Raw genomic sequence first — 24,936 nt, 5'->3', positions numbered from 1 at the left:
TAAATGTCAGAAGCAAAGAACAAAACTTTATTAAGCGTAGATTCATTAGAAGTGTCTTTCTTTACCTACGCAGGAGAAGTTAAGGCTGTTCGTGGAATCTCCTATGAATTAGAGGAAGGGGAAGTCATGGGTATCGTAGGGGAATCTGGTAGTGGTAAATCAGTATCTTCTTATGGACTTATGGGAATTATTCCTGAACCAGGAAAGATTGTTTCTGGTTCGATTCAATTTGATGGAAAAGAGATTACCAAGTTAGCCGAAAAAGAAATGCAAAAAATCAGAGGAAAAGATGTCAGTATGATTTTCCAAGATCCAATGACTTCATTGAATCCTGTATATACCGTAGGTAATCAGATTGATGAGTCACTTAGAAAACATACCGATTTAAATAAACAACAAAGAAAAGATCGTATCATAGAGTTATTTACATTAGTAGGAATCAACCAGCCAGAAAAGAGAATGAATCAATATCCTCATGAATTCTCTGGTGGTATGAGACAACGTGTTATGATTGCAATGGCATTAGCTTGCAATCCAAAGTTATTAATTGCAGATGAGCCTACTACAGCACTTGATGTTACAATCCAAGCTCAGATTGTTGAATTAATGAAAGAGTTAAAAGATAAGATTAATATGTCCATTATCTTTATCACACATGACCTTGGAGTTGTATCTGAGATCTGTGATAAGGTAGCAGTAATGTATGCAGGAAATATCATTGAAAGAGGAAGTATTGATGATATCTTCTACAATCCAAAGCATCCATATACAAAAGGGTTATTGAAGTCAGTTCCAAAGTTAAACGCAGATGATCATGAGAGACTTGTTCCGATTGAAGGTAGTCCAGTAGACTTGATTAATCCTCCAAAAGGTTGTGCATTTGCGCCTAGATGTGAGAATTGTATGAAGATTTGTCTTACAGAGAAACCACCAGTGTGCCATGTTGGAGAGAATCATGAATCAGTTTGTTGGTTGAATGTAAAAGAAGAATTCGAGAAGGAGAGTGGAAAATAATGAGTCAAACAAATAATAATGAGAATTTGATTGAAATCAAAGGTCTTAAAAAATATTTTCCAATCAAAGAAGGATTCTTTAAAACGAAAAATGTAAAAGCAGTTGATGATGTAAGCCTTTTTATTAAAAAAGGTGAGACACTTGGTCTTGTTGGAGAGAGTGGTTGCGGAAAGACTACATTAGGTAGGACAATCTTAAGACTTCATGAACCAACAGAAGGTCAGATTATCTATAACGGAAAAGATATCACGCATGAAGATATGCTTCCATATAGAAGAAAGATGCAGATTATATTCCAAGATCCATATGCATCACTAGATCCAAGAATGACCGTTGGTGATATTATTGGCGAACCTCTTGATATTCATAAGATGTATGGGTCGAAGGAAGAAAGAAAAGAGAAAATCTATAAACTTCTAGAGACAGTAGGACTTAACAAAGAGCATGCTAATCGTTTCCCTCATGAGTTCTCTGGTGGGCAAAGACAAAGAGTTGGTATTGCAAGAGCACTTGCAGTAGAACCAGAATTCATTGTGTGTGATGAGCCAGTATCCGCTCTTGACGTATCGATTCAAGCGCAGGTAGTAAATATGCTAGAAGATCTTCAAGCAGAAAGAGGCTTTACGTACCTTTTTATCGCTCATGATCTTTCGGTTGTAAAACATATCAGTAATCGTATTGGAGTTATGTACCTTGGACATCTTGTAGAACTTACAGATAGCCATGAGTTATATAAGAATCCAATGCATCCATATACACAGACTTTACTTTCTGCAATTCCAATCGCAGATCCTAAGGTAAGTCGTAGCAAAAAACGTATTGTATTAAGTGGTGATATACCAAGTCCATTAAATCCACCAAGTGGTTGCGCTTTCAGAACAAGATGTCCACATGCGACAGAGATCTGTTCACAGGTAACCCCAGAACTTAAAGAATACGATAAGGGGCACTTTGCTGCTTGTCATAATCTAGTGAAGTGATTTCGCTTACTTGCAAGAGTGAAAAGAATTTTCTTTCACTCTTTACAGAAAAAATAAGGTACTCAATTTCATAATTGATTGCTCATTAATAAAAGTCGTGAGATGCAATGTATAACTTGTATCTCATGGTTTTTAGTGTGTCATTTAAGAATGGGTAAATATGTAAAAATAATTTTGAGTTACTTCGACATAAAAATATAAATTTATATAAAAATTTAATAAAAATGTGTAAAATCGCACATTCTAATAATAATAACTATACAAGGAGGAAGAAATAATGAATAAAGTTATTTTTAAAAAGCCTACAGCTATTTTACTTTTAGTTGTTATGGTTATTTCCACTGCATTAGCTGGTTGTGCCAAAAAAGACACAACAAAGAATAATGCCAATACAGGAGCCAACGGAGAATTTGATCTTAATGTACAAGTTGGTCCAGAACCAGGAACCATTGATCCATCACTAAATACTACTGTAGATGGTGCAACTTTAATTAATCATGCTTTTGAAGGATTAATGAAGATCAATGACAAAGGTGAAGTTGTAAATGGTCAAGCAGCTAGCTATACAGTTAGCAAAGATAATCTAGTTTATACTTTCAAGATCCGTGATGATGCTAAGTGGTCAGACGGTAAACCTGTTACAGCAAATGATTTTGTTTATTCTTGGAGAAGAGCAGTGAATCCAGCAACAGGTTCAGAATATAACTACATGATTGAAATGGTTAAGAATGCAAGTGATATCATGGCTGGTAAAAAAGATCCAAGTGAACTAGGAGTTAAAGCAGTGGATGATAAAACATTTGAAGTAACTTTAACTTCTCCAACTACTTACTTTATTGAAATCGCGGCATTCCCAACAACATATCCATTAAGAGAAGATGTTGTAAGTAAGAATCCAGATACTTGGGCAACAGATCCTAAGACTTATGTAGGAAATGGTCCATATGTATTAGACTCTTGGGATCACCAAGCTAAAATGGTTTATGTTCAAAATAAAAATTATTACGATGTAGATAAATTAGGTCCAGATAAGATAAATTTTGTTCTTATGGATGATCAAAATACGATTCTTTCAGCATTCAAAAATGGAGATATCTTATTCGGTGATGACCTTCCTAGTGAAGAAATCGCTGCAATGAAAGATAAAGGTTTATATATCGTAGGACAATTAGGTACGTACTTCTTATGTATTAATACATCAAAGAAAGAATTCTCAGATCCTAAAGTAAGACAAGCGCTTTCATTAGCACTTGATCGTCAATATTTAGTAGATAATGTAGCTAAGGGTGGTCAACAACCAGCAGATACTTTTGTTGCTACAGGACTAGCAGATGCTGACGCTAACAAACAATTCCATGATACTGCAACACCTTGGTATGATCTAAAAGATTATAAAGGAAATATTGAAAAAGCGAAAAAATTATTAGCAGAATCTGGATATCCTAACGGTAAAGGATTCCCATCTATTGAATTGTCAACGAACCCAGGACATGAAGCAATCATGGAAGCGGTACAAAATATGTGGACTGAAAACCTTGGACTTAATGTGACAATTACCTCAGAAGACTGGAATGTATTTGTAGAGACTAGAAAAAGTGGTAACTACCAAATTGCTCGTCATGGTTGGTTAGCAGATTATAATGATCCTATTTCCTTCCTTGATATGTGGGTAACTGGTGGTGGAAATAATGATGCAAAATGGTCTAATAAAGATTATGACGCATTAATTAAGACAGTTAAGACATCTACAGACCGTAATGAAAGATATACAGCAATGCATAAAGCTGAAGACATCTTAGCAAAGGAAATGCCAATTATCCCTATCTATTATTATACCGATCTTTATTTGAAATCAGATAAATTACAAGGATTCTATTCCTCACCATTAGGATTTAAATACTTTATGTATACTTCATTATCTAAATAATTAAATAATCAAGTATAATATAATTTTTTAAAAAGCAGTAGACTACAAAAAATGTAGTCACTGCTTTTTTGTTAAATTCAGTCAAGACAGTATATGAGTAGCTATTCTATGGAAGCTAAGTGAAGCTAATGCTCTTCGATATAATGAGTTAAAAAGAGAAGTAACAGGCATCACAAGTATGGTATTAACAGGGTGTCTACAAGAGCTAGAAGATGCGCATATAATTTCTCGAATTCAATATCAGGAAATACCACCACGTGTAGAATATAGTCTTACAACGGAAGGAAAAGAATTGGTAGAGAATCTTGATAATATGAGAGCGTGGGGAACAATGATATTTGCTAAGTATCCTGAGGGTTTGGAAAAGATTAAATAGAGAATTAAGTTGATAAATAACTATATAAATACAATTTGTAAAACATTAACATATCTATTTGAACGAATTGTCTTGCTTTCTATAAGTGACTGTGTTATTATAAGTACAAATCAATATAATTTCGAAGCTGACCTATATTTGTAAGTCTTTTTTGAGGATTTGCATATGAGGTCTTTTTTATTGCATCTGATTATCATTCATAGCAATGAAGTAAGCAAATAATAACTTCTGAATTCAATTGATACAAATAATATTATGGAGGTACTACAATGAATAACGGTACAGTAAAATGGTTTAACTCACAAAAAGGTTTTGGATTTATCACAAATGATAACGGTGGAGAAGATGTATTCGTACATTTTTCAGCTATCGTATCAAATGGTTTTAAAAGCTTAGAAGACGGTCAAAAAGTTACTTTTGACGTTGAAAAAGATTCTAAAACAAATAAATTAAAAGCTGTTAATGTTTGTGTAGCTTAATTTAAAATAAAACGAGGATTGTTTCAAATTATATATTATTCTTGTGCTAGTTTTATGATTTTCCATATGAATATTTGTATCAATTTATAGTCTGAACGTTTTGGGGGTAGCCTTTGTGCTACCTCTTTTTTTGTATATTTTTATTGACTTTTTATTTTTCTAGTAGTACCATAGTGAAGTTAGTTTGCATACAAACTATTTGCAAACAAATATAATTCTAATTTAACCTCCACAATAAATTAAAATCATAATAATGGTTAGGGTGTCAAAAGTCATTCTCAATCTAAATTGTGTATATTGATGTATAAATATTAATTTTGGCGTAGTCCGGCCGAAAGCATCGTCTATATTTTCTCTTGTTATGAGGCTTGTAAAAAATATGATGATTGAGGGAAAGGTAGCCAAAATTCATAATTATACATCGATATACACTCAATAAACTAAAAGAAGACTTTTGACACCCTGACCAATAATATAAGAGTGAAGTATGCCGTAGGCTACAGTTAGGAGAATTCATGAATTTATCATTACATTATCTACTATTATTAGCTCAGAATAATTTTCAGAAAAGAGTGTTGGAGAAGACTAGTAATATTGGACTTATGCCAGGGCAACCTAAAGTACTCGATTTTCTAAAGGATCATGATGGTTGTGAGCAAAAAGAAATAGCAAAAGGATGTTGTTTGGATCCAGCAACCGTTACTGGAATATTAGGACGAATGGAAACGATTCATCTAATAGAAAGAAAACAATTACCTGGGAATCGCAGATCTTTACACGTATTCTTAACTGAAACAGGAAGAAAAGCTGCCTGTGATACGGAGGCTATATTTTTTGAGATTGAAAATAGAGCACTAAAAGGAATAACTGTGGAGGAACAAGAGGATTTGAAGAAGACATTATTCAAAATATATGAAAATCTAAATGAATAAGAACTTGAAGAGTGAAAGAAAAAATGCTTTCACTCTCAATATTTGTGATTTCACCCTGGCAAGCAAGTGAAATCACTGCTTAAATTATGAGACATAAGATTGGAGATTTTAAAATGAGTAAGAGGGAATTATTAAAACGTTATTTTTTTCTAGTCGTTGGGCTATTTATAATGTCACTTGGTGTGGCAATTTCAACAAAGGCAAATCTGGGAATCTCACCTGTTTCCTGTGTTCCGTATGTGCTGAGTCTTGGATTACCATGGACAATGGGACAGATTACTATAGTAATGCATATTATTTTTATATTATTACAGATCGTATTGCTTAGAAAAGATTTCAAACTGATTCAACTGCTACAGCTAGCAATAGCAGTGTTATTTGGATTCTTCACGGATTTTTCCCTATGGTTAATTTCATTTTCGGGATTAGCACCGCATCAATATATTACACAGTGGTGCCTATGCTTATTTAGCTTTGTAATTATCGCATTTGGTGTTAATCTAGAAGTCAAAGCAAATGTAGTTATGTTAGCAGGAGAAGGGCTTATGCTCGCTATCTCCAAAGTATTTCATAAGGAGTTTGGTAAAGTTAAAATAGGCTTTGACTGTGTACAAGTTGTTTTAGGTGTAAGTATTTCGTTTGCCTTTTTTGGACATCTAAAGGGGATTAGAGAAGGAACGATTGCGGCTGCGATATTAGTGGGAATGATTGTACGATTTTATAGTCGTAAGCTTACTTTACTGAATAAGATGCTTGAATTAGAGGAAAATGATGACGAAAGTAGTGCTGCTAATCACGACCAAGATAGTGAAGAGGAACAGCCAATATATGTTATTACCATTGATGGTGAATACGGAAGTGGTGGATATAATATAGGACAAGTTATCGCTGAAAGATTAGGCATCGATTTTTATGATAAAGACATTATTGAATTAGAAGCGAAGGAAAGTGGTCTTACAACAGAATATATTCAGGAAAATGAACAGAAGTTAACTAATAGCTTACTATATGATCTGTATATGCAAAGCTATGCTTATGTAAATGAGGAAAAACCGAAGTTTGATGAATTATTTTTAACGCAAAGTAAAGTAATTCGAGAACTATCAAATAGAAAATCTTGCGTTATCGTAGAACGATTAGGCAATTACATATTGAAACAACACAAGAATTGTTTTCACGTTTTTATTCACGCGGATAAAGAATATCGAATTAATCGAGTAATGTGTGAGAGGGGATATAGCGAGTCAGAGGCGGAAAAAGAGTGTAAAAGAAAAAATACCGAGAGAAGAAATCATTGCAAATATTATACGAATGAAACATGGGGAATGGCAAAAGATTATCATCTAACCATAAATAGTGCATTATATGAAGATGAGGAAGTAGTAGATCTTATAATAGGAGCATTTCAAAAATATCAGGCTAATCATCGGATTTCGTTAAATTCATAGACACAGAAAACAAAAGAGTGTTAAACTATATCTAATAGTGGTTGTGTTGTCAAATAGCCTTATTTAAGTTTGATGAGTGTATATCGCTGTATAATTATGAATTTTGGCTACCTTTCCCCGGGGCATCATATTTTTTTTCAAGCCTCAAAGCAATTGACAAGTTTATGTATAAACTTTACTCACTTATGTTCCTATTTTCAATTTGAGTCTTGACAAAATATAAACGATACTTTCGGCCGGACTACGCCAAAATTAATAATTATACATCAATATACACAATAAAAGTTATTAAAGGCTATTTGACCCCAACATCATCAATAGTACCAGTTAAAAATATAGTATAGTTGGAGTGTACATGAGATTAGATAAATATTTAGCAGAAGCATCGATTGGAACAAGAAAGATTGTAAGAATGTATGTAAAGGACGGAAAGGTCACTGTAAATGATCAGGTGGTATTAGAACCTGCTACTGACATTAACGAAGAAAAGGATATGATAAAATATCTTGGTGACAAGGTGGTTCATGACGGAAAGATCTATTATATGTTTCATAAACCCGCTGGATGTGTAACAGCAAGAAAAGATGAGAATAAGAAAACGGTGCTTGACTACTTTGACAAAGTTAATTGTAATAGTCTATTTCCAGTAGGAAGATTGGATATGGATACCGAAGGATTATTATTCTTAACCAACGACGGTGAATTTAGCCACCAACTCATGCATCCAGATAAGCATGTAGATAAAACATATTTCTTTTGGGCATTTGGTTCATTGAGTGAAGGTGACAAAATAAAGTTGGAGACAGGAATTAATATAGGAAATGATGAATCTATCACTAAGCCTGCCAAAATAGAAGTAGATAAGCAGGGAATGTATGAAGAATTAAAAGAGCAGATGGATATTGGTGAATGTATTAAGAAGAAAAAGAATCTTTACCATCAATCAGTCGTATCCGGATACCTTACGATATCAGAAGGTCAAAAACATCAGGTGAAGCGAATGTTAAAGGCAGTAGGCTGTTATGTAGTCTATTTGAAAAGAATATCGATTGGAAGTGTAAGTCTTGACCCATCTCTTAAGCTCGGCGAATATAGAGAGTTAATCATAGAGGAAGTACAGAGGTTACTTAAGGAATAATAAAATCATATAAAATGTTTAAGGTATTAATTAAAACTATTTTTTATAATTCTGCGTAAAATAAAAATAATAATCATTACTGATATTGCGTTTTGTTTTAAACTATGCTATAACTATATTAAGTCAAATGACCTAAGTATAAATAACAAGTTATGAAAGAATAATAGATTAGAAAACAAATATTAATGATATAACACATTAAAGGAGGATTTTATTATGGAACTTAAATACCCATTTGAATTACAAGAATTACCTTATGCTTATGAAGCATTAGAACCTTATATTGATGTAGAAACAATGCATATTCATCATGACAGACATGTAAAGACTTACAATGATAATTTAAATAATGCATTAAAAGACCACGAAGATCTACAAGGACTTTCCCTAGAACAATTAATGAAAGAACTACCTAAGATACCAGAGGCATATAGAACTCCTATTAAGAACAATGCGGGTGGAGTGTACAATCATAACTTCTATTTTAGTATTTTATCACCAGATTCCAAAGGAGCTGTGGTTGGAGAATTAAAAGAAGCAATTGATAAAGTGTTTGGATCCTTTGATAACTTTAAGGAAGAGTTCAAAAAGAATGCTCTAGGACGTTTTGGCTCTGGATGGGCTTGGTTAGTAGTAGATGATAAGAAAGAACTTAAAATAATATCAACTGCTAATCAAGATAGCGTATTAGAATTAGGATATGTGCCTATTATTGTTATTGATGTATGGGAACATGCTTATTATCTAAAATACCAGAATAAAAGAGCAGATTATGTAGATCAATGGTTCCATGTTGTTGATTGGGATATGGCAAATCAAAAGTATTTAGATGCAATCAAATAATTATATTGATAATAATATAGATAATTACACTATAGAAAAGCTATATGGATTATTACAATATATAAAATAGCTATATAGATAATTACAATATTAATACAAAATAAAATTAAAGGTAACCACAGAATGATTTCGTATCATTTGTGGTTACCTCTTTTATTTTGGGATTAGAGTGTCGAATGCACATGCGATTTAAATAACATTAAATAATATTTTCTCATATGTATCGAAAACAGTTGTTGCTTTTTTACATAAATATGTGTAATATAACAATATATTGCATAAATTACCATAATAATCTATTTAAGAGGAAGCTATCTTACAAATTATTCATTTGTTTATTTGGGTTAGCAAAAGGGAGGAAATATGATGAAAATTCAAAAGTACAAAATTGTAAATATCGTTGTAACGTGTCTATTAGCACTTGCAATGGTGTTTACTACAGAAGTGCCAATAAGTATGGCAAAAGAGAAAGCAACATTAAGTGATTCTAAAATGACAATCGGGATTGGTAGCCATGGTCAACAAAATGGTTTCTTTAATAAATCCCAAAACAAATATCAGATATTATTGTATAACACTCAAAAAGGTGCAAAATATACTTTCGCATCAACTAATAAAAAGATTGTTACTGTAAAATCTAGTGGAAAGTATGCTTATCTTACTGGTGTAAAAAAGGGGTCTGCTACAATTACTTGTAAGCAAAAATTAAAAGGAAAAACTACAACAGTTGGTAAATGCAAGGTTACAGTTAAAAATGCATCGTTAAACTTAGCATATACTAAAGAAGAAAATCTTCCAATGGGTACAGGTAAAATTCCTAAAATTGATGATTCTATTTTTAATATTGAAAATAGAAATACAAATGCTAGTTATACATTCACAACGGATAGTTCTGATTTAACAATAAAAGAAAAAGTAGTGAAGGTACCAAAAGATTTCATGGGAGCGCCAGGATATTTTTATTTTGGACAGGCTTATACAGCGAAGAAAGAAGGAACTTATAAAGTTACAGTAACAGAAAAATATAAAAAGAAAAACAGGAAAGTCGGAACTTTTAAAGTTGTTATTCATAAAACCAAAATCACAGAACAATTATCCGTTGGTATCAATGATTCAGTAGATCTTAATACATTACTTGAATATAAAAGAGCAGATATGAGTTACTATATTGTAGGTGATGGATTCGATGTAAGTAAAAAAAGCAAGGATAGTATCATTTATATAGATTCTGACGGTTCTAATGCGTATATTTATGGTGTGAATGAAGGAACTGCAAAACTTAATATATACGAGGGTAAAAGTGAAAGCGACAGAGTATTATTAGGAACTTGTACAGTGACAGTAAAAAAGGTACCTGTGGAAAGTATTAGCTTTGATGAAAAGAGTTATTCTACATATGTAGGTGCTCCAAAAAATGATGATACGTTATATCTATATTTAAGTAAAGAACCATATAACGCTTCTGATGACGTTATAGTAACCTCTTCTGATGAAAAAATAGCGAAAGTAGTATATGATGCTGATGCTGAGGGATATAAAGTAATCCCTGTAAAAGAAGGAAAAGTAACAATAAAGGCAACGTGTGGTAATAAAACTGCTACATGTGAAATATCAATAACAGCTGATGAATATGGAGACGACCTTGAAGAAGATGAATCTTCAAGTGACGTTGGAGATGAATATGAAAGCGATGTTAATGAATATAGAAGCGCTATTGTAGAAGAATAAAACGTATAAGACTAATTAATAGTAACTTAAACATAATAAGCATAATAAGTAACATTATTTCTAAGCGATATAATATATAAAGATAAGAACAAGAAGAGAGGTAACCCTGCGATAATGGGTTACCTCTCTTTATTGTGCGCCCAGCATGGGCGCAATCTTATGGGTTAAAGTCCCTAACACGTCCTAGTAGTGGAAAGTGTATAGCCTAAGACAAGGGTGTCCATCGTGAGGTGGAATCTGAAGGAAGTCCGTGGGCAAATCTCTGGTCCGACGAACAGAAATCACATACAAGGCATACTTTTGTGGGTAAGGCTGCAATACAAGTCAAAGCCCGATAACTACTCGAAAACAAAAGGTGTAAATGTGGCGGATAGATGGAGAGGAAGATTGCGTTCTTACCTGGGGAGACCTTAGTGACACGTTGTGGAAATGAACTTTGAAACAACAACCCATACAGCGATGTATGGCTGAACTCTAAGGAGTCAGCAGAGGTCATAGTACCAAAGGTAGTCGACGACCATTGGGAAGGACTGAACAATAGGAGGTTTTGAAAGTTTGAAAGAAACAAAGAAATGTGATGAAAGCAGACAACTGAATATAAAGTCAGGTCATTTGCAAAAGGATAGAGTGGAACTCGAAAGATATGCAGAGGCGCCGAGCGTTTCTATGACGTCAGAGAACAGACAGAACGCCAGAAGTGAGTATCACAATGGATTGTTAGAAAAAATCATTAGTAATGAAAATCTGAATGAAGCCTTTAAAAGAGTTAAGAAGAATAAAGGAAGTCATGGAATTGATAAGATGGGAGTAGATGAACTTCTACCATATCTTAAAAGACATGGCGAAGAGCTCAAGCAATCCATAGCAAAAGGAAGTTATAAACCAAATCCTGTTAGACGAGTAGAAATACCAAAAGATAACGGAAAAACAAGACCATTAGGAATACCGACTGTAATAGATCGAGTGATACAACAAGCAATATCACAAGTGCTTACCCCAATGTTTGAGAAGAAATTTTCAGAGAATAGTTATGGGTTTAGACCAAATCGAAACGCGCATCAAGCCATTTTAAAGTGTAAAGAATACATGGATGAAGGCTACCGATGGGCAGTAGATATAGATTTGGAAAAGTACTTTGATACTGTAAATCATGATAAATTAATCGGACTGATTTATAAAGAAGTAAAGGATATACGTGTAATCGGACTGATAAGAAAGTATCTAAATGCAGGAGTAATGGAAAAAGGACTAACTACTGTAACCACAGAGGGAGTACCACAAGGCGGAAATCTGTCACCACTACTGAGTAACATCATGTTACATGAACTAGATACTGAATTAGAGAGGCGAGGATTGAGATTCTGCCGTTACGCAGATGATTGTAATGTATATGTAAAATCTGAGAAATCAGCGAAACGAGTTATGAAAAGTATCACTAAGTTTATAGAAAATGACTTAAAACTCAGAGTAAATAAAGAGAAAAGTAAGGTAGACCGACCATGGAAATTAAAATATCTAGGATATACCTTTTATAGAAAAAAAGGTGAAATTGGAATAAGAGTGCACCAAGTATCTATCGAGAAACTAAAAGGAAAAATCAAAAGTATCACAGGGAGAAGTAATGCAATGAGCATGGAATTAAGAGCCGTAAAACTTAGACAACTAATAGTTGGATGGGTAAGTTACTTTAAACTTGCAGATATGGGAAAGACCTTAAAGGAGATAGACAAATGGCTAAGAAGACGAATACGTCTATGCTACTGGAAACAGTGGAAAAAGATAAAAGCAAAACATGATAATTTAGTCAAACTTGGTGCAGAAAATTGGAAAGCTTGGGAACATGCGAATACAAGAAAAGGCTACTGGAGAATCTCCAATAGCCCAATCTTAGCAACAACTCTAACCAACAAATATCTTAAAGAACAAGGATTTGTAACATTAACTGAAAGATATTCACAAGTAAGGTAATACTATTGAACCGCCACGTGCCGAACGGCATGCGTGGTGGTGTGAGAGGACGAATAATCAATTAATGATTATTCTCCTACTCGATTATAATGTTGCTTTCTGTCCCTTTGCGCCTCGACTTCTTTTTCTGACTTTCTTAGCACTGCATTCTTTACCGTTTAGTAAGAAGGTTTCTGTACTATCGGGTAATACTGTCACATAGTGAACAGCATCATTTTTATCTAGTGTAATACCTTTTACTCCTTTGCTTGCCTTTTTTAGGTCACTAACATCATCTAAGGCGTAGCCAAGGGATAATCCCTTTTCTGTAATCATAATTACTTTTGGTTCTGATTTAATATCGTGTTCCGATAATGGTATAACACTTACTAAAGTATCACCTTCTTCTAATTTGGTAGAAGAGATGAGCGAACGGATGGTTTCAAATTCAATACCAGATACTTTTTTTACCAAACCATTTTTTGTTGCAAATAATAATTGAGAGTTAAATAAATCTTGGAAGGAAATATATAACAGAATATCTTCTCTTTCAACCTTACAAAGTGTCTGAATCAGACTTCCTTTGTCTTTGATTTTGCATTTCGGTATCTGTGCTGCTTTTACTTGATACATATTGCCTTTATCGGTGAAGATGCAGAGTTTATCCGTATTCTTCATGCAGATGATATGCGGATATTCTGCTAAGGTATCTTCTGATACTCTGGTATAGCTAGATGCATCTAGGGATTTGGTATAACCAAATTTATCGATGAGCACGTAGATATCTTCTTCTTTGAATTCTTCTACATATTCTTTATTTTCAATTGTTTCTAATAATGTTCTACGAGGTGATTGGAACAGTTTCTTATAAGAACGTAAACGAGTCTTGATTACTTTATATAATTCTGTTTTATCACCTAGTACTAATTTATAACCTTCGATATTTTCGGTTAAATTACCTTGTTCTTCGTGCAGTTTAAGGATCTCTAAACCAATTAATTTACTAAGTGGCATTGCAAGGATAGCATCTGATTGGCGCTCAGTAAACTTAAGAGTAGAGGCCTGTTTCTTGGATTTTTCTGATTTAAAAGTAATATCTGTTGTATTACCATAGATTAAGCAATCCTTAGCTTGACGAATAGAATTACTACCACGTAATATTTCAATAATTAAATCGATTACATCAGTTGCTTTAATTAAACCCTCTACAATCTCAAGGCGATTATTTGCTTTTTCTAAAAGGTGTTCATATTCTTTGGTATATAACTCTTCTTGGAAGAATACGAATTCTTCGATGATGCGTTTTAATGAGAAAGTGATGGGTTGCTGATCTTTAACTGCTAGGAGATTCACGCTATAAGTATCTTCAAGAGCAGTTTTTTTATATAGTCCATTAAGTAGATTTGTAATATCACGGTCTTTTTTTACTTCAATAACAATACGAATTCCTTCTTTCGAAGATTCATCTCGAACATCGAAGATCTCGTCAAAGACTTTATCCTTCATTAAGCCAACTAAGGCTTCTACAAGTTTCGTTTTGTTACCAGCAACGGTGTATGGAATCTCAGTAACAACGATGTTCTTACGTCCATTATCACCAATTTCAATCTCAGTTTTTGCACGAACTTTAAGTTTGCCTTCTCCGAATTCATAGATGTCTTCTATGGCTTCTTGATTGATAATAGAACCACCAGTTGGAAAATCAGGAGCAGGAATATATTTCATCAATTGCGTCGTAGTAATATCGGGTTTATCCATATAGGCGATAACACCATCGATTACCTCAGATGCATTGTGGGGAGGAATGTTGGTAGCCATACCAACAGCAATACCAGTGGTACCATTGATTAATAGGTTTGGTATCATCGCAGGTAGAACAAGAGGTTCTTTTTCACTCTCATCGAAGTTAGGACCAAAAGGTACAAGCCCTTTATCAAGGTTATCAAGTAATGTCATAGCACCTTTGGAAAGTCTAGCTTCTGTATAACGCATTGCTGCAGCACCATCTCCATCAATAGAACCAAAGTTACCATGGCCATCTACAAGAGGAATGGATAGTGAATAATCCTCAGTCATACGTACTAATGCATCATAGATAGAACTATCACCATGAGGGTGGTATTTACCCATCGTATCTCCGACGATACGAGCACTCTTTCTATGAGGTTTATCAGGTGATAATCCTAGCTCACTCATTGAGTATAGAATTCTTCGTTGTACAGGTTTAAGTCCGTCCCTAACATCTGGCAATGCCCTAGCAATAATAACGCTCATGGCATAGTCACGATACGAATTTTTCATCTCTTCTGAAAAATCGAGGGCGATAATATTTTCTGAATGTTTTACCATTTTAATTTCCTTTCGATTCTGATATGTATAGATTTATTTGATTCATGCTTCCTATCATAAGTTTGGTGAATACTTTATAAATTCAGATGTTAGACTATCTAAATTACCATGATTCAAACTTTTTTATCTTACGTTCCATTTCCTCGCTTGGAAGTTACTAATGTCTTATCATTTCGATAAAACAGATATAAAAAGTTCAAACTCCTCACTTTGTTCGTCAAACAGTGAACTTTTTATATCTAAATCGAAGTGATAAGACATAAGTAACTTCTCAAACTCGTCAAAGTCACAAAGATAAAAAAGTTTGAATTATGGTAATTAATATACTGTTTTGACTGAATTTAGAAAGTATAAGGTAGTGTATGATAAGGAAGCTTGAGTTATTTAAATAGAATTAGTATTGTTAAAAGTCACTTAATATTAAAAATAAAGTTAATATCCATCGAAACTATTGCTAATTCGTCGTGGTAAGAACAGTTTAAGTGTACTTTATACTCTAATTCAATATTGTATTTGAAAAAGTAATTCTTACAGTTAAGGTGATGTACATACAACCAGTCATATCTGTATCCGATAATTATTCACTTAATGTTAAATTCTAAAACTAAGTAAGTCTTTGTAAGTGAAGTCTTAGTGAGTTAACTTGAAGTAAGCTTAGTCTTATAAAGCAAAGCTTGCCTATTAAAATAGCTACGATAACTTCTCATGCGTTAAAATCAGCAAAGCAAAGTAGCATATTCTGCCTAGGTTCCCCGCTTAGTCAATCGCCTTTTTCGTTTCCCCGCATTTTCTTATGAATTTATCTTTTGGTATAGATTTTAAAAACTCGATGTTTGACGCCGAAGAAGGAGTTCGAGTTTTTAAAATCTCGCCATACCACAAGAAAAATTCATTAGAAAATACCAAAAAGGAAAATGAAGAATGACTAAGCGGGGAACCTAGGCAGAATTCATCACTCCACCCAGCTGATTTTCCACGCATTCCACAACCTACCGATAGTTAGCTATGGGAAAACCTTAGATATCAATCTTAGCGTACTTAGCCTCTTCCATGATGAATTCCCTACGAGGAGGAACATTGCTACTCATAAGCGTAGTAGTAATCTCGTCAGCTTCAACGGTATCACTAATTTCAACTCGAGCAAGAATTCTAGTATCTGGATTCAAAGTTGTCTCCCATAACTGGTCAGCATCCATTTCACCAAGACCTTTGTATCGTTGAATGTTCAGAATCTTATTCCCTGGAATCTTTCTGAATTTATCAAGTTCGAAGTCGTTATAGATATATTCTGATACCTTTTTCTTCTTCTTATTGGATGAGCTTTCATATTCCACACGATAAAGTGGTGGAAGGCCTCGGTAGATCTTGCCTGAATGAATTAACTCTGGCATAAAACGATAGAAGAACGTCAAAAGAAGTGTGCTAATATGAGCACCATCAACGTCGGCATCGGTAAGGATTATGATTTTATCATATTTTAATTTGGTAATATCGAATTCGTCTCCAATACCGCAACCGAAGGAGGCAATCATGGATTTGATTTCGTTATTTACTAGGATTTTCTCTAAGGTTGCCTTTTCAACATTAAGAATCTTACCTCTTAATGGAAGAACTGCTTGTGTTTTACGGTTTCTAGCGGTTTTTACCGTACCACCCGCTGAATCTCCTTCGACGATATAGACCTCACATTCCTCAGCTTTTTTGGAAGAGCAAGAAGCTAATTTACTTCTTGTATCCACATCGTTTAACTGTTTTAAAACAGCATTTCTTGCTTTGTCGCTAGCTCTTCTAGCATTGTAAGACTTCATAGCGTTGTCTAATATAGATTTTAATACTTCAATGTTTTTGTCAAAGAAACGCCCCGCTTCATTATTAAATACTTCATCCACAGCACTTTTTGCATCGGTATTACCAAGTTTGGTTTTCGTCTGACCTTCAAATTGTGGGTCCGGATGCTTGATGGAGATGATTGCCATAAGGCCATTACGAATATCCTTTCCATCAAAATTCTCATCTTTATCCTTTAAGATGTTAAGTTCTCTAGCGTATTGGTTCATAATTCTTGTTAAGGCAGTTTTGAATCCAGTTACTAAAGTTCCTCCATCTACAACATTGATACGATTACAATATGCGTTAATCTGTTCTGAAAAATGAGTGGTATATTGAAAAGCTACTTCAACCTCAATATCATTGCTTGTCCCTTCTATGTAGATAACTTCATCATGTAAAGGAGTTGCTTCACGGTTAAGATATTTTACAAAGCTTTTGATACCATATTCCTCATGATATACTTTCTTAAGATCTTGAATCTGATCTTCATAATTAATCTTAAGGTTCTTATTAAGAAATGCAATCTCTTTCAGTTTCTTCTGAACAGTCTCAGATTTGAACTCAACTGTTTCAAAAATACTCTCATCTGGATAGAAGGTTACCTTAGTTCCAGTATCTGATTTGGCACATTTGCCAACTACAGGGAGCATTCCGTCTACTAAAGTGGTTACTGGATGTCCACCATTTTGGTATTCATCACGGTAGATGAGCCCGTCTCTGCGAATCTCCACAATCATCTTACTCGATAAAGCATTTACTACAGAAGCACCAACCCCGTGCAAACCTCCTGATACTTTGTAAGCTGAGTTACCGAATTTACCTCCAGCATGAAGAATAGTATATACTACACGTGCAGTTGGAATATGCTTAGTAGGATGAATGTCAACTGGAACACCCCTACCATAATCTTTAATAGTGATTCCACCATCTTTTTGTAATATCATATCAATTTCAGAGCAAAAGCCTGCAAGGTGCTCATCAATTGCATTATCAAGAATCTCCCATATTAAATGATGTAAACCTCTTGAGCCAGTACTTCCAATGTACATACCTGGACGCTTTCTTACTGCTTCAAGCCCCTCTAGTATAACGATCTGGCTACCATTATATTCGTTCATAGCTAAATTATTAATAAAGCAATTATCAAATCTAAACCCATAGTCGCCTTTGGCGATATACAAATCAGGGGTGTGAAAAATTCACACTAGTTTCTACATGAATTGCTTTAATAATATCTCCTTCCTCAAAAAAATCAATGAGAGTATTATATCATATCCTGTGTTATTTCACAAATCATATGTTCGAGTCGTTTTTTGAGGAAGATAATTGAATAAATGTATTGAATTAAATTGGGTAGTTGTATATCTTTAGGTGTTTCCTTTACTGATTTCGATTAAGATAGGATTGACAATAAATATGGTTGTAATATAATACTAATAGACTAGAATAATAGTAATTGTTCTTATGTGTGGTGAAGCGTAATAAGTAAAGTGATTTAGATTACCTAACGTCTAATTAAGCATTCAATAAGTAAGATAAGTAGATACCATTTGGACTTTAGTTATAACGCAAAGCTACATATATTTCAATAGAGAAGGTATGAATTGCTATGCTACATATAGGTTAGAATATAGCAAAGAGATATAGTTAAATATGTAAATATGCTGATTTTATTATGGAGGAGACGATAATATGAAGAGATTAGAAGTGAAAAATGGAATTTATTATGTCGGTGCAGTGGATTGGAATTCAACAAGCTTTCATGGATATACAACAGATCATGGAGCAACCTATAATGCTTATTTAATAATTGATGAGAAGATAACCTTAATTGATACCGTAAAGGAGCCATTTGCAGGCGAACTATTAGATCGTATTTCAGAGATTATCGATCCAACGAAGATAGATTATCTTGTATCAAACCATGTAGAGATGGATCATTCAGGAGCTATTCCAGCAGTTATGGAAGTAGCGAAGAATGCAACAATTGTAACATCAGCTCCAAGTGGTTTGAAAGGGTTACAAGCTCATTATGGAGATCACTATAACTTCATGACAGTAAAGGCTGGGGATACCCTATCTTTAGGAAAGAGAAGTTTACAATTTGTAGCAACACCAATGCTTCACTGGCCAGATAATATGGTAACTTATTGTCCAGAAGAGAAAATCTTATTTTCTAATGATGCTTTTGGTCAACATTTTGCTTCAAATAAGCACTTTGATACCGAAGTTGACTTAAGCGTAGTCATGCAAGAGGCAGAAAAATATTACGCGAACATTCTAATGTTATATGGAAAGCAAGCAGCTAAAGCATTAGAGATTGTAAAAGGTCTTGAATTAGAAATGATTGCACCAAGCCATGGTGTTATCTGGACCAAATATATGAAAGATATTATAGAAAAATATGAATATTTCTGCAGTGATGAAGTGGAAGATAGAGCAGTTGTTGTTTTTGACTCTATGTGGCATTCTACTGAAAAGATGGCATTCTCTATTGTAGAAGGTTTTGCAAAAAAGGGTGTAACTGCAGAGTTATTTGACTTAAAGGCAAGACACATTTCGGATGTGATCACAAAAGTATTAAATGCAAAATATGTTATTGTAGGTACTTCAACATTAAATAATAACATGTTACCAACAGTTGGAGGATTCTTAACTTATCTAAAAGGTTTCGCACCAAAAGGGAAAAAAGCATTTGCATTTGGCTCTTACGGATGGGGAGGTCAAGGAACTAAACTTGTAAACGATGAGTTAGAGGGAATGGGATGCGATATTGTAATGGAACCTCTTAAGATAAACTATATCCCAACAAAAGAGCAATTGCGTGAGATTGAAGATCAAGTTGCACAAATCGTAGAGTAGGATAGAGACACAAAAACTAAAACATACAACCTAAAGTTGCCGTTTCTAATGAGTATTTATTTCTAAAAATAGTATTTATATGATGAATAGAGTAATACTATAGAATAAAAGCTATTACATTCATAGAAATAAATGTATTCATTGGAATTCATACTCTGGGTTTAAGCTGGTAGTGAGGTATTATGAAACAGTGAATTCTGGTTCTAATACCTCTTTTTTTAGGGGATATTTATTGTGGTAGATTAATAATTGGTTCACAAGTCAATTTCTTAGTTTGTTGATAATTCCGCAAAAAGGTTATGAATAATGGATTTATATTCCATAATGTAAAAAGCAACATGTAAAATTAAGTAAAAATTTATTTTTTTACTATAAAACTATAATATAAAATGAAAAACATCCGATAAATATGATATAGCAGGGGAAATTGCATGAAAGGGAATTCGTGCAGGCAATTAATATAGGAGTTTCAAAACAGAGAAAAACCGATCATAAGGTTTGACTGAATAGAAACAAGAAGAAGAAAAGGTGGTGAATCAAATGAGAATCGATGCATTTCAAAAAGTAAGCAGTATATATCAAGCAAACTTCACAACAAAAGTGGAATCAGTTAGTAAAAAGTCAAAAGCAGATCAATTAGAAATATCACAATTCGGTAAGGATTATCAAGTGGCAAAAGCTGCTGTAGCTAATACTTCTGATGTTAGAATGGATAAGATTAACGAGTTAAAAGCGCGCATGGAGGCCGGAACTTATAACGTATCTGATGATGATTTAGTAGATAAACTAGTAAATCAATATCATGATGAAATTATATAAAGAAAAGAGGTATCACTATTGGCAAGCTTGATGGAAGAACTAATCGATACTCTTAAGCAAGAAAATGAGATATATAAGGCGCTAATACCAATAGCTGACAGAAAGACTCAAGTAATCGTAAAGAATGATTTAGATGCACTTCAAGAGATTACAGATAAAGAACAAGAACAAATTGAAATTATTGCGAAACTTGAGAAAAAAAGAGTCGATACAATAAGGAATATTGGTACAGTTTTGAACAAAGACCCAAGTACCTTAAATCTAAAAACAATCATTAAAATTTTAGAAAAACAACCAAAAGAACAAGAACAACTATCTAAAATTCACGATAATCTAAAAGTAACAACTCAAAGACTGGTTGATATAAACAACCATAACAAATCGTTAATAGAACAATCCCTTGAGATGATAGAATTCAATATGAATTTTATTCAGAGTACACGGATGTCACCAGGGAATAATAACTATACAAGAGGTGCTTATACAACAGATGCACCCGCTTCGAGAACAGGGATGTTTGACGCGAAGCAATAGAGAGAAGGACAGGTGAAATCATGAGTGGCTCAATGACAGGCATATATGTTGGCGTATCTGGATTACAGACTAGCCAAAACGGACTAAATACTACAGCACATAATATTGCGAATGCGGATACCAAAGGTTATTCTAGGCAGCAAGTGCTATTAAAGGACACATATTATCAAACAATCGGCGTATCAACTACCTCAAAGATGCAGGTTGGTTATGGTGATGCGGTTGATAGACTTAGACAATTAAGAAATGAATTCTTAGATACTGCATATCGTAAAGAAACAGGAAGACAAGGTTTCTATGAAGCTCAATATAGTGCAGTATCTGAGGTTGAAGATATATTCGGGGAGACAGAAGGTGTTCCGTTTAAGAGTTCCATTGATACTTTATGGACTTCCATATCAGAATTACAAAAACAATCAGATAATAAGGTGGCGAGAGATACCTTAGTTGCTTCAGCAGATTCTTTTATAAAAAGAGCACAGATTATTTCTGGACAATTGAAAGATTATCAAACAAGCCTTAATACTGAGGTAAAGTCAAGCGTAGATAAAATTAATAGTTATGTAGATCAAATTAATGATTTGAATAAGCAAATTCAAAAAGTAGAATGTGCTGGTGTAGAAAGAGCCAATGACTTAAGAGACTCTAGAAATCTATTGTTAGATAAACTTGGCAAATTAACTGATATTAGTTACAAGGAAATATCAGGGGGAAGTCTTTATGTATTTACAGAAGGACATCTTCTAGTTGGGGATGGGGATGTAAACCACATGAAGGTTGAATTAATGAGTAATTCTTCCTCTCCGGCTACAAGTACCTCCTCTATGTATAATGTAAAGTGGGAAGATACCAATACGGAAGTATATAATTTTGATAATTTACCTTCTTCTGAAAAAGGAACTGACGTAGGTTATCTAAAAGGATTACTACTAGCTCGTGGTGATGATACAGCCAATTATACAGATATTCCTGGAGAAGCACCAAACCCAATGACAACAGATTATCAGGACAAGTTGGATCGCTATAATAAAGTAATTAGTAATTCTACTATTATGTTGGCTGAGGGACAGTTTGATAAATTAATCAATGGTATTGTGACTGCAATTAACAATGTATTGTGTCCAGTGCAATCAACTGAGGTAGACGTTGCGGTAGACGCTAGCAATCAACCAATCGTACCTCCAGCGACTGCAACGGCACCATATACTACTAAGAAATATAAGATCTTATCCGAAGATGCACCAGTTGGAAGTGATGACAATAACACGCCAGGAAATGTATTATTTGAAAGAAAAAATCAGGATTCATTCCAGAAAATGGATCTTTATGTTGTGGATAGTGGGACAGGTACAGCGACAAAGAAAACATGTTATGTGTATCAAGAACCAGACGAAACAGACCCATATTCTTTGTACACGACCGACCAGTTGGAAGTAAATCAGAATCTTCAAAAGAATTCGAACCTTATGCCTTTATCAAAGGCAGGAGGAACTGGTGATATAGATGTAAAAACAGCAGAAGAATTGATTAATGTATGGCGTAAAGATTTTTCAACTTTAGATCCAAATAGCTTAACAAAATATACATTCTATGGATATTACACTGGGTTTGTCGGTGAGCTCGCTAATGCAGGAGAAGTATACAAAACAGTAAGTAATACACAAGATCAATTGGCTAATGATATAGAAAGTCAAAGACAAGCGGTTGCAGGCGTATCAACAGATGAGGAATTAACCAACCTTATCAAATATCAACATGCTTATAATGCTGCATCCAGATACATAAATGTTGTTAGCCAAATGCTCGAAGATATCGTAACAAAATTATAATAGAAAAAGGAAGAGGTGAAATAAATGCCATCTACATTTTGGGGATTAGGAATTGGAACATCGGGATTATATGTTAACCAAGCAGGGTTAAATACAACAGCTCATAATATATCAAATGCACAGACAGAAGGCTATTCACGTCAAACAGCGAATCAATCTGCATCAACACCAATCAGTACGCACAATACATCAGGTATGGCAGGAACTGGTGTTGTAATCACAAGTGTTACGCAAGAAAGAAGCGAATATTTTGATTCTAAGTACAGAGAGAATAGTGCTATAGCGGGTGAATATAATTCAAAATCTCAATATATGACAGAGATTCAAAATTATTTAAATGATTTAGAAGGTACTGGCTTTAGTACAACATTTGATAAGTTTTATGATAGACTACAAAGTTTATCAACTAATCCATTTGATTCTACATATCGAAACGATGTGATAGGATTTGCCAAAACCTTTACTGAATATTTCAATTCAGTATCTGAGAGTTTACAAGCATCACAGACGAGTTTAAATTTTGAAGTAGAAAATCAAGTGAAAAAAGTTAACACGCTTGCTCAACAAATAGCAACATTGAGTCAACAGATTAATCGAGTTGAAATTAATGGGCAGAATGCAAATGATATTAGAGATAAAAGAAACGCATTAGTGGATGATTTATCACAGATTGCAAATGTAAAAGTATTAGAAACAAAATCAGAGAATTCAACAGGGCTTAGTACCTATAAAGTATTTATTGATGGTAATATGCTAGTTGATACAAGTGAATATAAAACGTTAAAAGTAGTTCCAAGATCGGATGAGGAAAAGATAAACCAAAACGATGTAGATGGATTATATGATATTAAATGGGATAACGGTAATGACTTTAATATCAAAAGTGCAACATTAACAGGTACGTTGAAATCACTCATTGATGTTAGAGATGGTAATAATAATGAGAACCTGAAAGGAACCGTTTCTGCTGTTGATAATACAACTTCACCAGCAACACTTTCTATAAAAAGTACGAATATTGATGATGTTACCAAATTGAATATTCCACAAAGCGGAACAATTACAGTAGGAAATCAAGAATTAGTATATAAAAGTTTTAGTATTAAAAAAGGTATTGATGGTAAATATACATATACTTTCGACTTGAAGGATACACCATCTACAGCGGATGCAGCAGCAATGGTAGGACAGAGTACAAAAGTTGGAGAGAGCATTGATTACAAAGGAATTCCTTATTATATGTCTAAAATGAATGAATGCGTTCGTACGTACGCATCTGCATTTAATGCGATTCATAAAAAGCAAGAAGTAGTAGGGGGAACTCTAAAAGTTACAGCTCAAGATGCGAATGGAGATCCAGCACTTGATTTCTTTAACGGAACAGATAAAGTCACAGGTAATAATTACAATTTATCAACAGATATCAATACGGATGGAATAGGTGCGTCTTATTATAATATAACTGCCGCCAACTTTACTGTAACCAAAAAAATATTGGATGATCCTAAGAAAATTGCAACAACAACGAATATCAGCAAAGGCGTAGAAAGTAAAGAACTAGTTGATGAAATGTTGAAGTTAAAAAATAGTAAATCTGTATTTCACGGTGCATCAGCAACTGAATTTATTCATTCTTTCATTGCAGATATTGGTGTAGATACAAATACAGCAAATAATTTTTCAAAAAGTCAAACAAATATCTTAAATACAGTAAAAAATCAAAGATTATCCGTATCCGGTGTTGATTCAGATGAAGAAGCAATGAAATTAATTAAATATCAACAAGGGTTTAATCTTAATTCAAAGGTAATATCAGTTATGAACGAAGTTCTTGATAAATTGATTAATGGAACTGGTGTGTAAGTATCATAGAAATCTAATAGAGAAAAAGCTGACTTGTT

18 protein-coding genes are annotated in these 24,936 nt (G+C 33.7%); 16 read left to right on the top strand and 2 right to left on the bottom strand.

Translation table 11 applies throughout. The annotated features are described in order from the left end of the window. The first annotated feature begins 3 nt into the window (after positions 1-3). The 11 genes from bsdtb5_RS19475 (at position 4) to ltrA (ending at position 12,833) form a co-directional block, all read left to right on the top strand. The gene (locus tag bsdtb5_RS19475) at positions 4-1,014 is read left to right on the top strand and encodes an ABC transporter ATP-binding protein (protein ID WP_271713619.1); all 1,011 of its coding nucleotides are present in this window, start codon (positions 4-6) and stop codon (positions 1,012-1,014) included. Next, the gene (locus tag bsdtb5_RS19470; protein ID WP_271713618.1) at positions 1,014-1,994 is read left to right on the top strand and encodes an ABC transporter ATP-binding protein; all 981 of its coding nucleotides are present in this window, start codon (positions 1,014-1,016) and stop codon (positions 1,992-1,994) included. Before bsdtb5_RS19475 ends, bsdtb5_RS19470 begins: the two co-directional genes overlap by 1 nt. Positions 1,995-2,271: 277 nt before the next feature. Beyond that, on the top strand, positions 2,272-3,921 hold the full coding sequence (locus bsdtb5_RS19465; RefSeq protein ID WP_271713617.1) for a peptide ABC transporter substrate-binding protein: 1,650 nt from the start codon (positions 2,272-2,274) through the stop codon (positions 3,919-3,921). Between the two features lie 103 nt (positions 3,922-4,024). Beyond that, positions 4,025-4,297 carry a winged helix-turn-helix transcriptional regulator gene (locus bsdtb5_RS19460; protein ID WP_271716147.1) on the top strand — a complete coding sequence of 91 codons (273 nt, stop codon included), beginning with the start codon at positions 4,025-4,027 and terminating at the stop codon, positions 4,295-4,297. Between the two features lie 269 nt (positions 4,298-4,566). Then, positions 4,567-4,776, top strand: coding sequence for a cold-shock protein (locus bsdtb5_RS19455; RefSeq protein WP_271713616.1), 210 nt, complete (start codon positions 4,567-4,569; stop codon positions 4,774-4,776). 515 nt (positions 4,777-5,291) lie between these two features. Beyond that, a complete protein-coding gene (locus bsdtb5_RS19450) occupies positions 5,292-5,708 on the top strand; it encodes a MarR family winged helix-turn-helix transcriptional regulator (RefSeq protein WP_271713615.1) in 417 nt (138 codons plus the stop codon). A 113-nt stretch (positions 5,709-5,821) separates the two neighbouring features. Further along, positions 5,822-7,156 (top strand): cytidylate kinase family protein, encoded by a 1,335-nt coding sequence (locus bsdtb5_RS19445; RefSeq protein WP_271713614.1) that lies wholly within the window; start codon positions 5,822-5,824, stop codon positions 7,154-7,156. A 355-nt stretch (positions 7,157-7,511) separates the two neighbouring features. Then, positions 7,512-8,294 (top strand): pseudouridine synthase, encoded by a 783-nt coding sequence (locus bsdtb5_RS19440; protein WP_271713613.1) that lies wholly within the window; start codon positions 7,512-7,514, stop codon positions 8,292-8,294. A 216-nt stretch (positions 8,295-8,510) separates the two neighbouring features. Continuing rightward, entirely contained in the window at positions 8,511-9,137 is a 627-nt protein-coding gene (locus bsdtb5_RS19435) for a superoxide dismutase (protein WP_271713612.1), read from the top strand. Between the two features lie 363 nt (positions 9,138-9,500). After that, a complete protein-coding gene (locus bsdtb5_RS19430) occupies positions 9,501-10,865 on the top strand; it encodes a hypothetical protein (protein WP_271713611.1) in 1,365 nt (454 codons plus the stop codon). Between the two features lie 555 nt (positions 10,866-11,420). Next, positions 11,421-12,833: a group II intron reverse transcriptase/maturase gene (gene ltrA, locus bsdtb5_RS19425; protein WP_271713610.1), complete on the top strand. Its 1,413-nt coding sequence runs from the start codon at positions 11,421-11,423 to the stop codon at positions 12,831-12,833. 84 nt (positions 12,834-12,917) lie between these two features. On the opposite strand, the gene bsdtb5_RS19420 is transcribed toward ltrA, so the two are convergent. Both bsdtb5_RS19420 and bsdtb5_RS19415 read right to left on the bottom strand, forming a co-directional pair. Next, complete coding sequence (locus bsdtb5_RS19420) at positions 12,918-15,161, bottom strand: DNA gyrase/topoisomerase IV subunit A (RefSeq protein ID WP_271713609.1); 2,244 nt, start codon at positions 15,159-15,161, stop codon at positions 12,918-12,920. A gap of 1,016 nt (positions 15,162-16,177) precedes the next feature. Continuing rightward, positions 16,178-18,109 (bottom strand): DNA gyrase/topoisomerase IV subunit B, encoded by a 1,932-nt coding sequence (locus bsdtb5_RS19415; RefSeq protein ID WP_271713608.1) that lies wholly within the window; start codon positions 18,107-18,109, stop codon positions 16,178-16,180. Positions 18,110-18,683: 574 nt separating this feature from the next. On the opposite strand from bsdtb5_RS19415, the gene bsdtb5_RS19410 reads away from it, so the two are divergent. The 5 genes from bsdtb5_RS19410 to flgK (bsdtb5_RS19390) all read left to right on the top strand — a co-directional run bounded on the left by bsdtb5_RS19410 (position 18,684) and on the right by flgK (bsdtb5_RS19390) (position 24,898). Continuing rightward, a complete protein-coding gene (locus bsdtb5_RS19410; RefSeq protein WP_271713607.1) occupies positions 18,684-19,853 on the top strand; it encodes an FprA family A-type flavoprotein in 1,170 nt (389 codons plus the stop codon). A gap of 540 nt (positions 19,854-20,393) precedes the next feature. Next, positions 20,394-20,672, top strand: a complete 279-nt coding sequence (gene flgM, locus bsdtb5_RS19405; protein ID WP_271713606.1) for a flagellar biosynthesis anti-sigma factor FlgM — start codon at positions 20,394-20,396, stop codon at positions 20,670-20,672. 18 nt (positions 20,673-20,690) lie between these two features. Next, entirely contained in the window at positions 20,691-21,206 is a 516-nt protein-coding gene (locus tag bsdtb5_RS19400; RefSeq protein ID WP_271713605.1) for a flagellar protein FlgN, read from the top strand. Positions 21,207-21,226: 20 nt separating this feature from the next. After that, complete coding sequence (gene flgK, locus bsdtb5_RS19395; RefSeq protein WP_271713604.1) at positions 21,227-23,035, top strand: flagellar hook-associated protein FlgK; 1,809 nt, start codon at positions 21,227-21,229, stop codon at positions 23,033-23,035. Positions 23,036-23,059: 24 nt separating this feature from the next. Beyond that, positions 23,060-24,898: a flagellar hook-associated protein FlgK gene (gene flgK, locus bsdtb5_RS19390; RefSeq protein WP_271713603.1), complete on the top strand. Its 1,839-nt coding sequence runs from the start codon at positions 23,060-23,062 to the stop codon at positions 24,896-24,898. Positions 24,899-24,936 lie beyond the last annotated feature (38 nt).

Source organism: Anaeromicropila herbilytica, assembly GCF_016591975.1.
GTDB lineage: Bacteria > Bacillota > Clostridia > Lachnospirales > Lachnospiraceae > Anaeromicropila > Anaeromicropila herbilytica.
The sequence above is the reverse complement of the archived record's forward strand: the minus strand, read 5'-3'. Positions and strand labels throughout refer to the sequence as shown.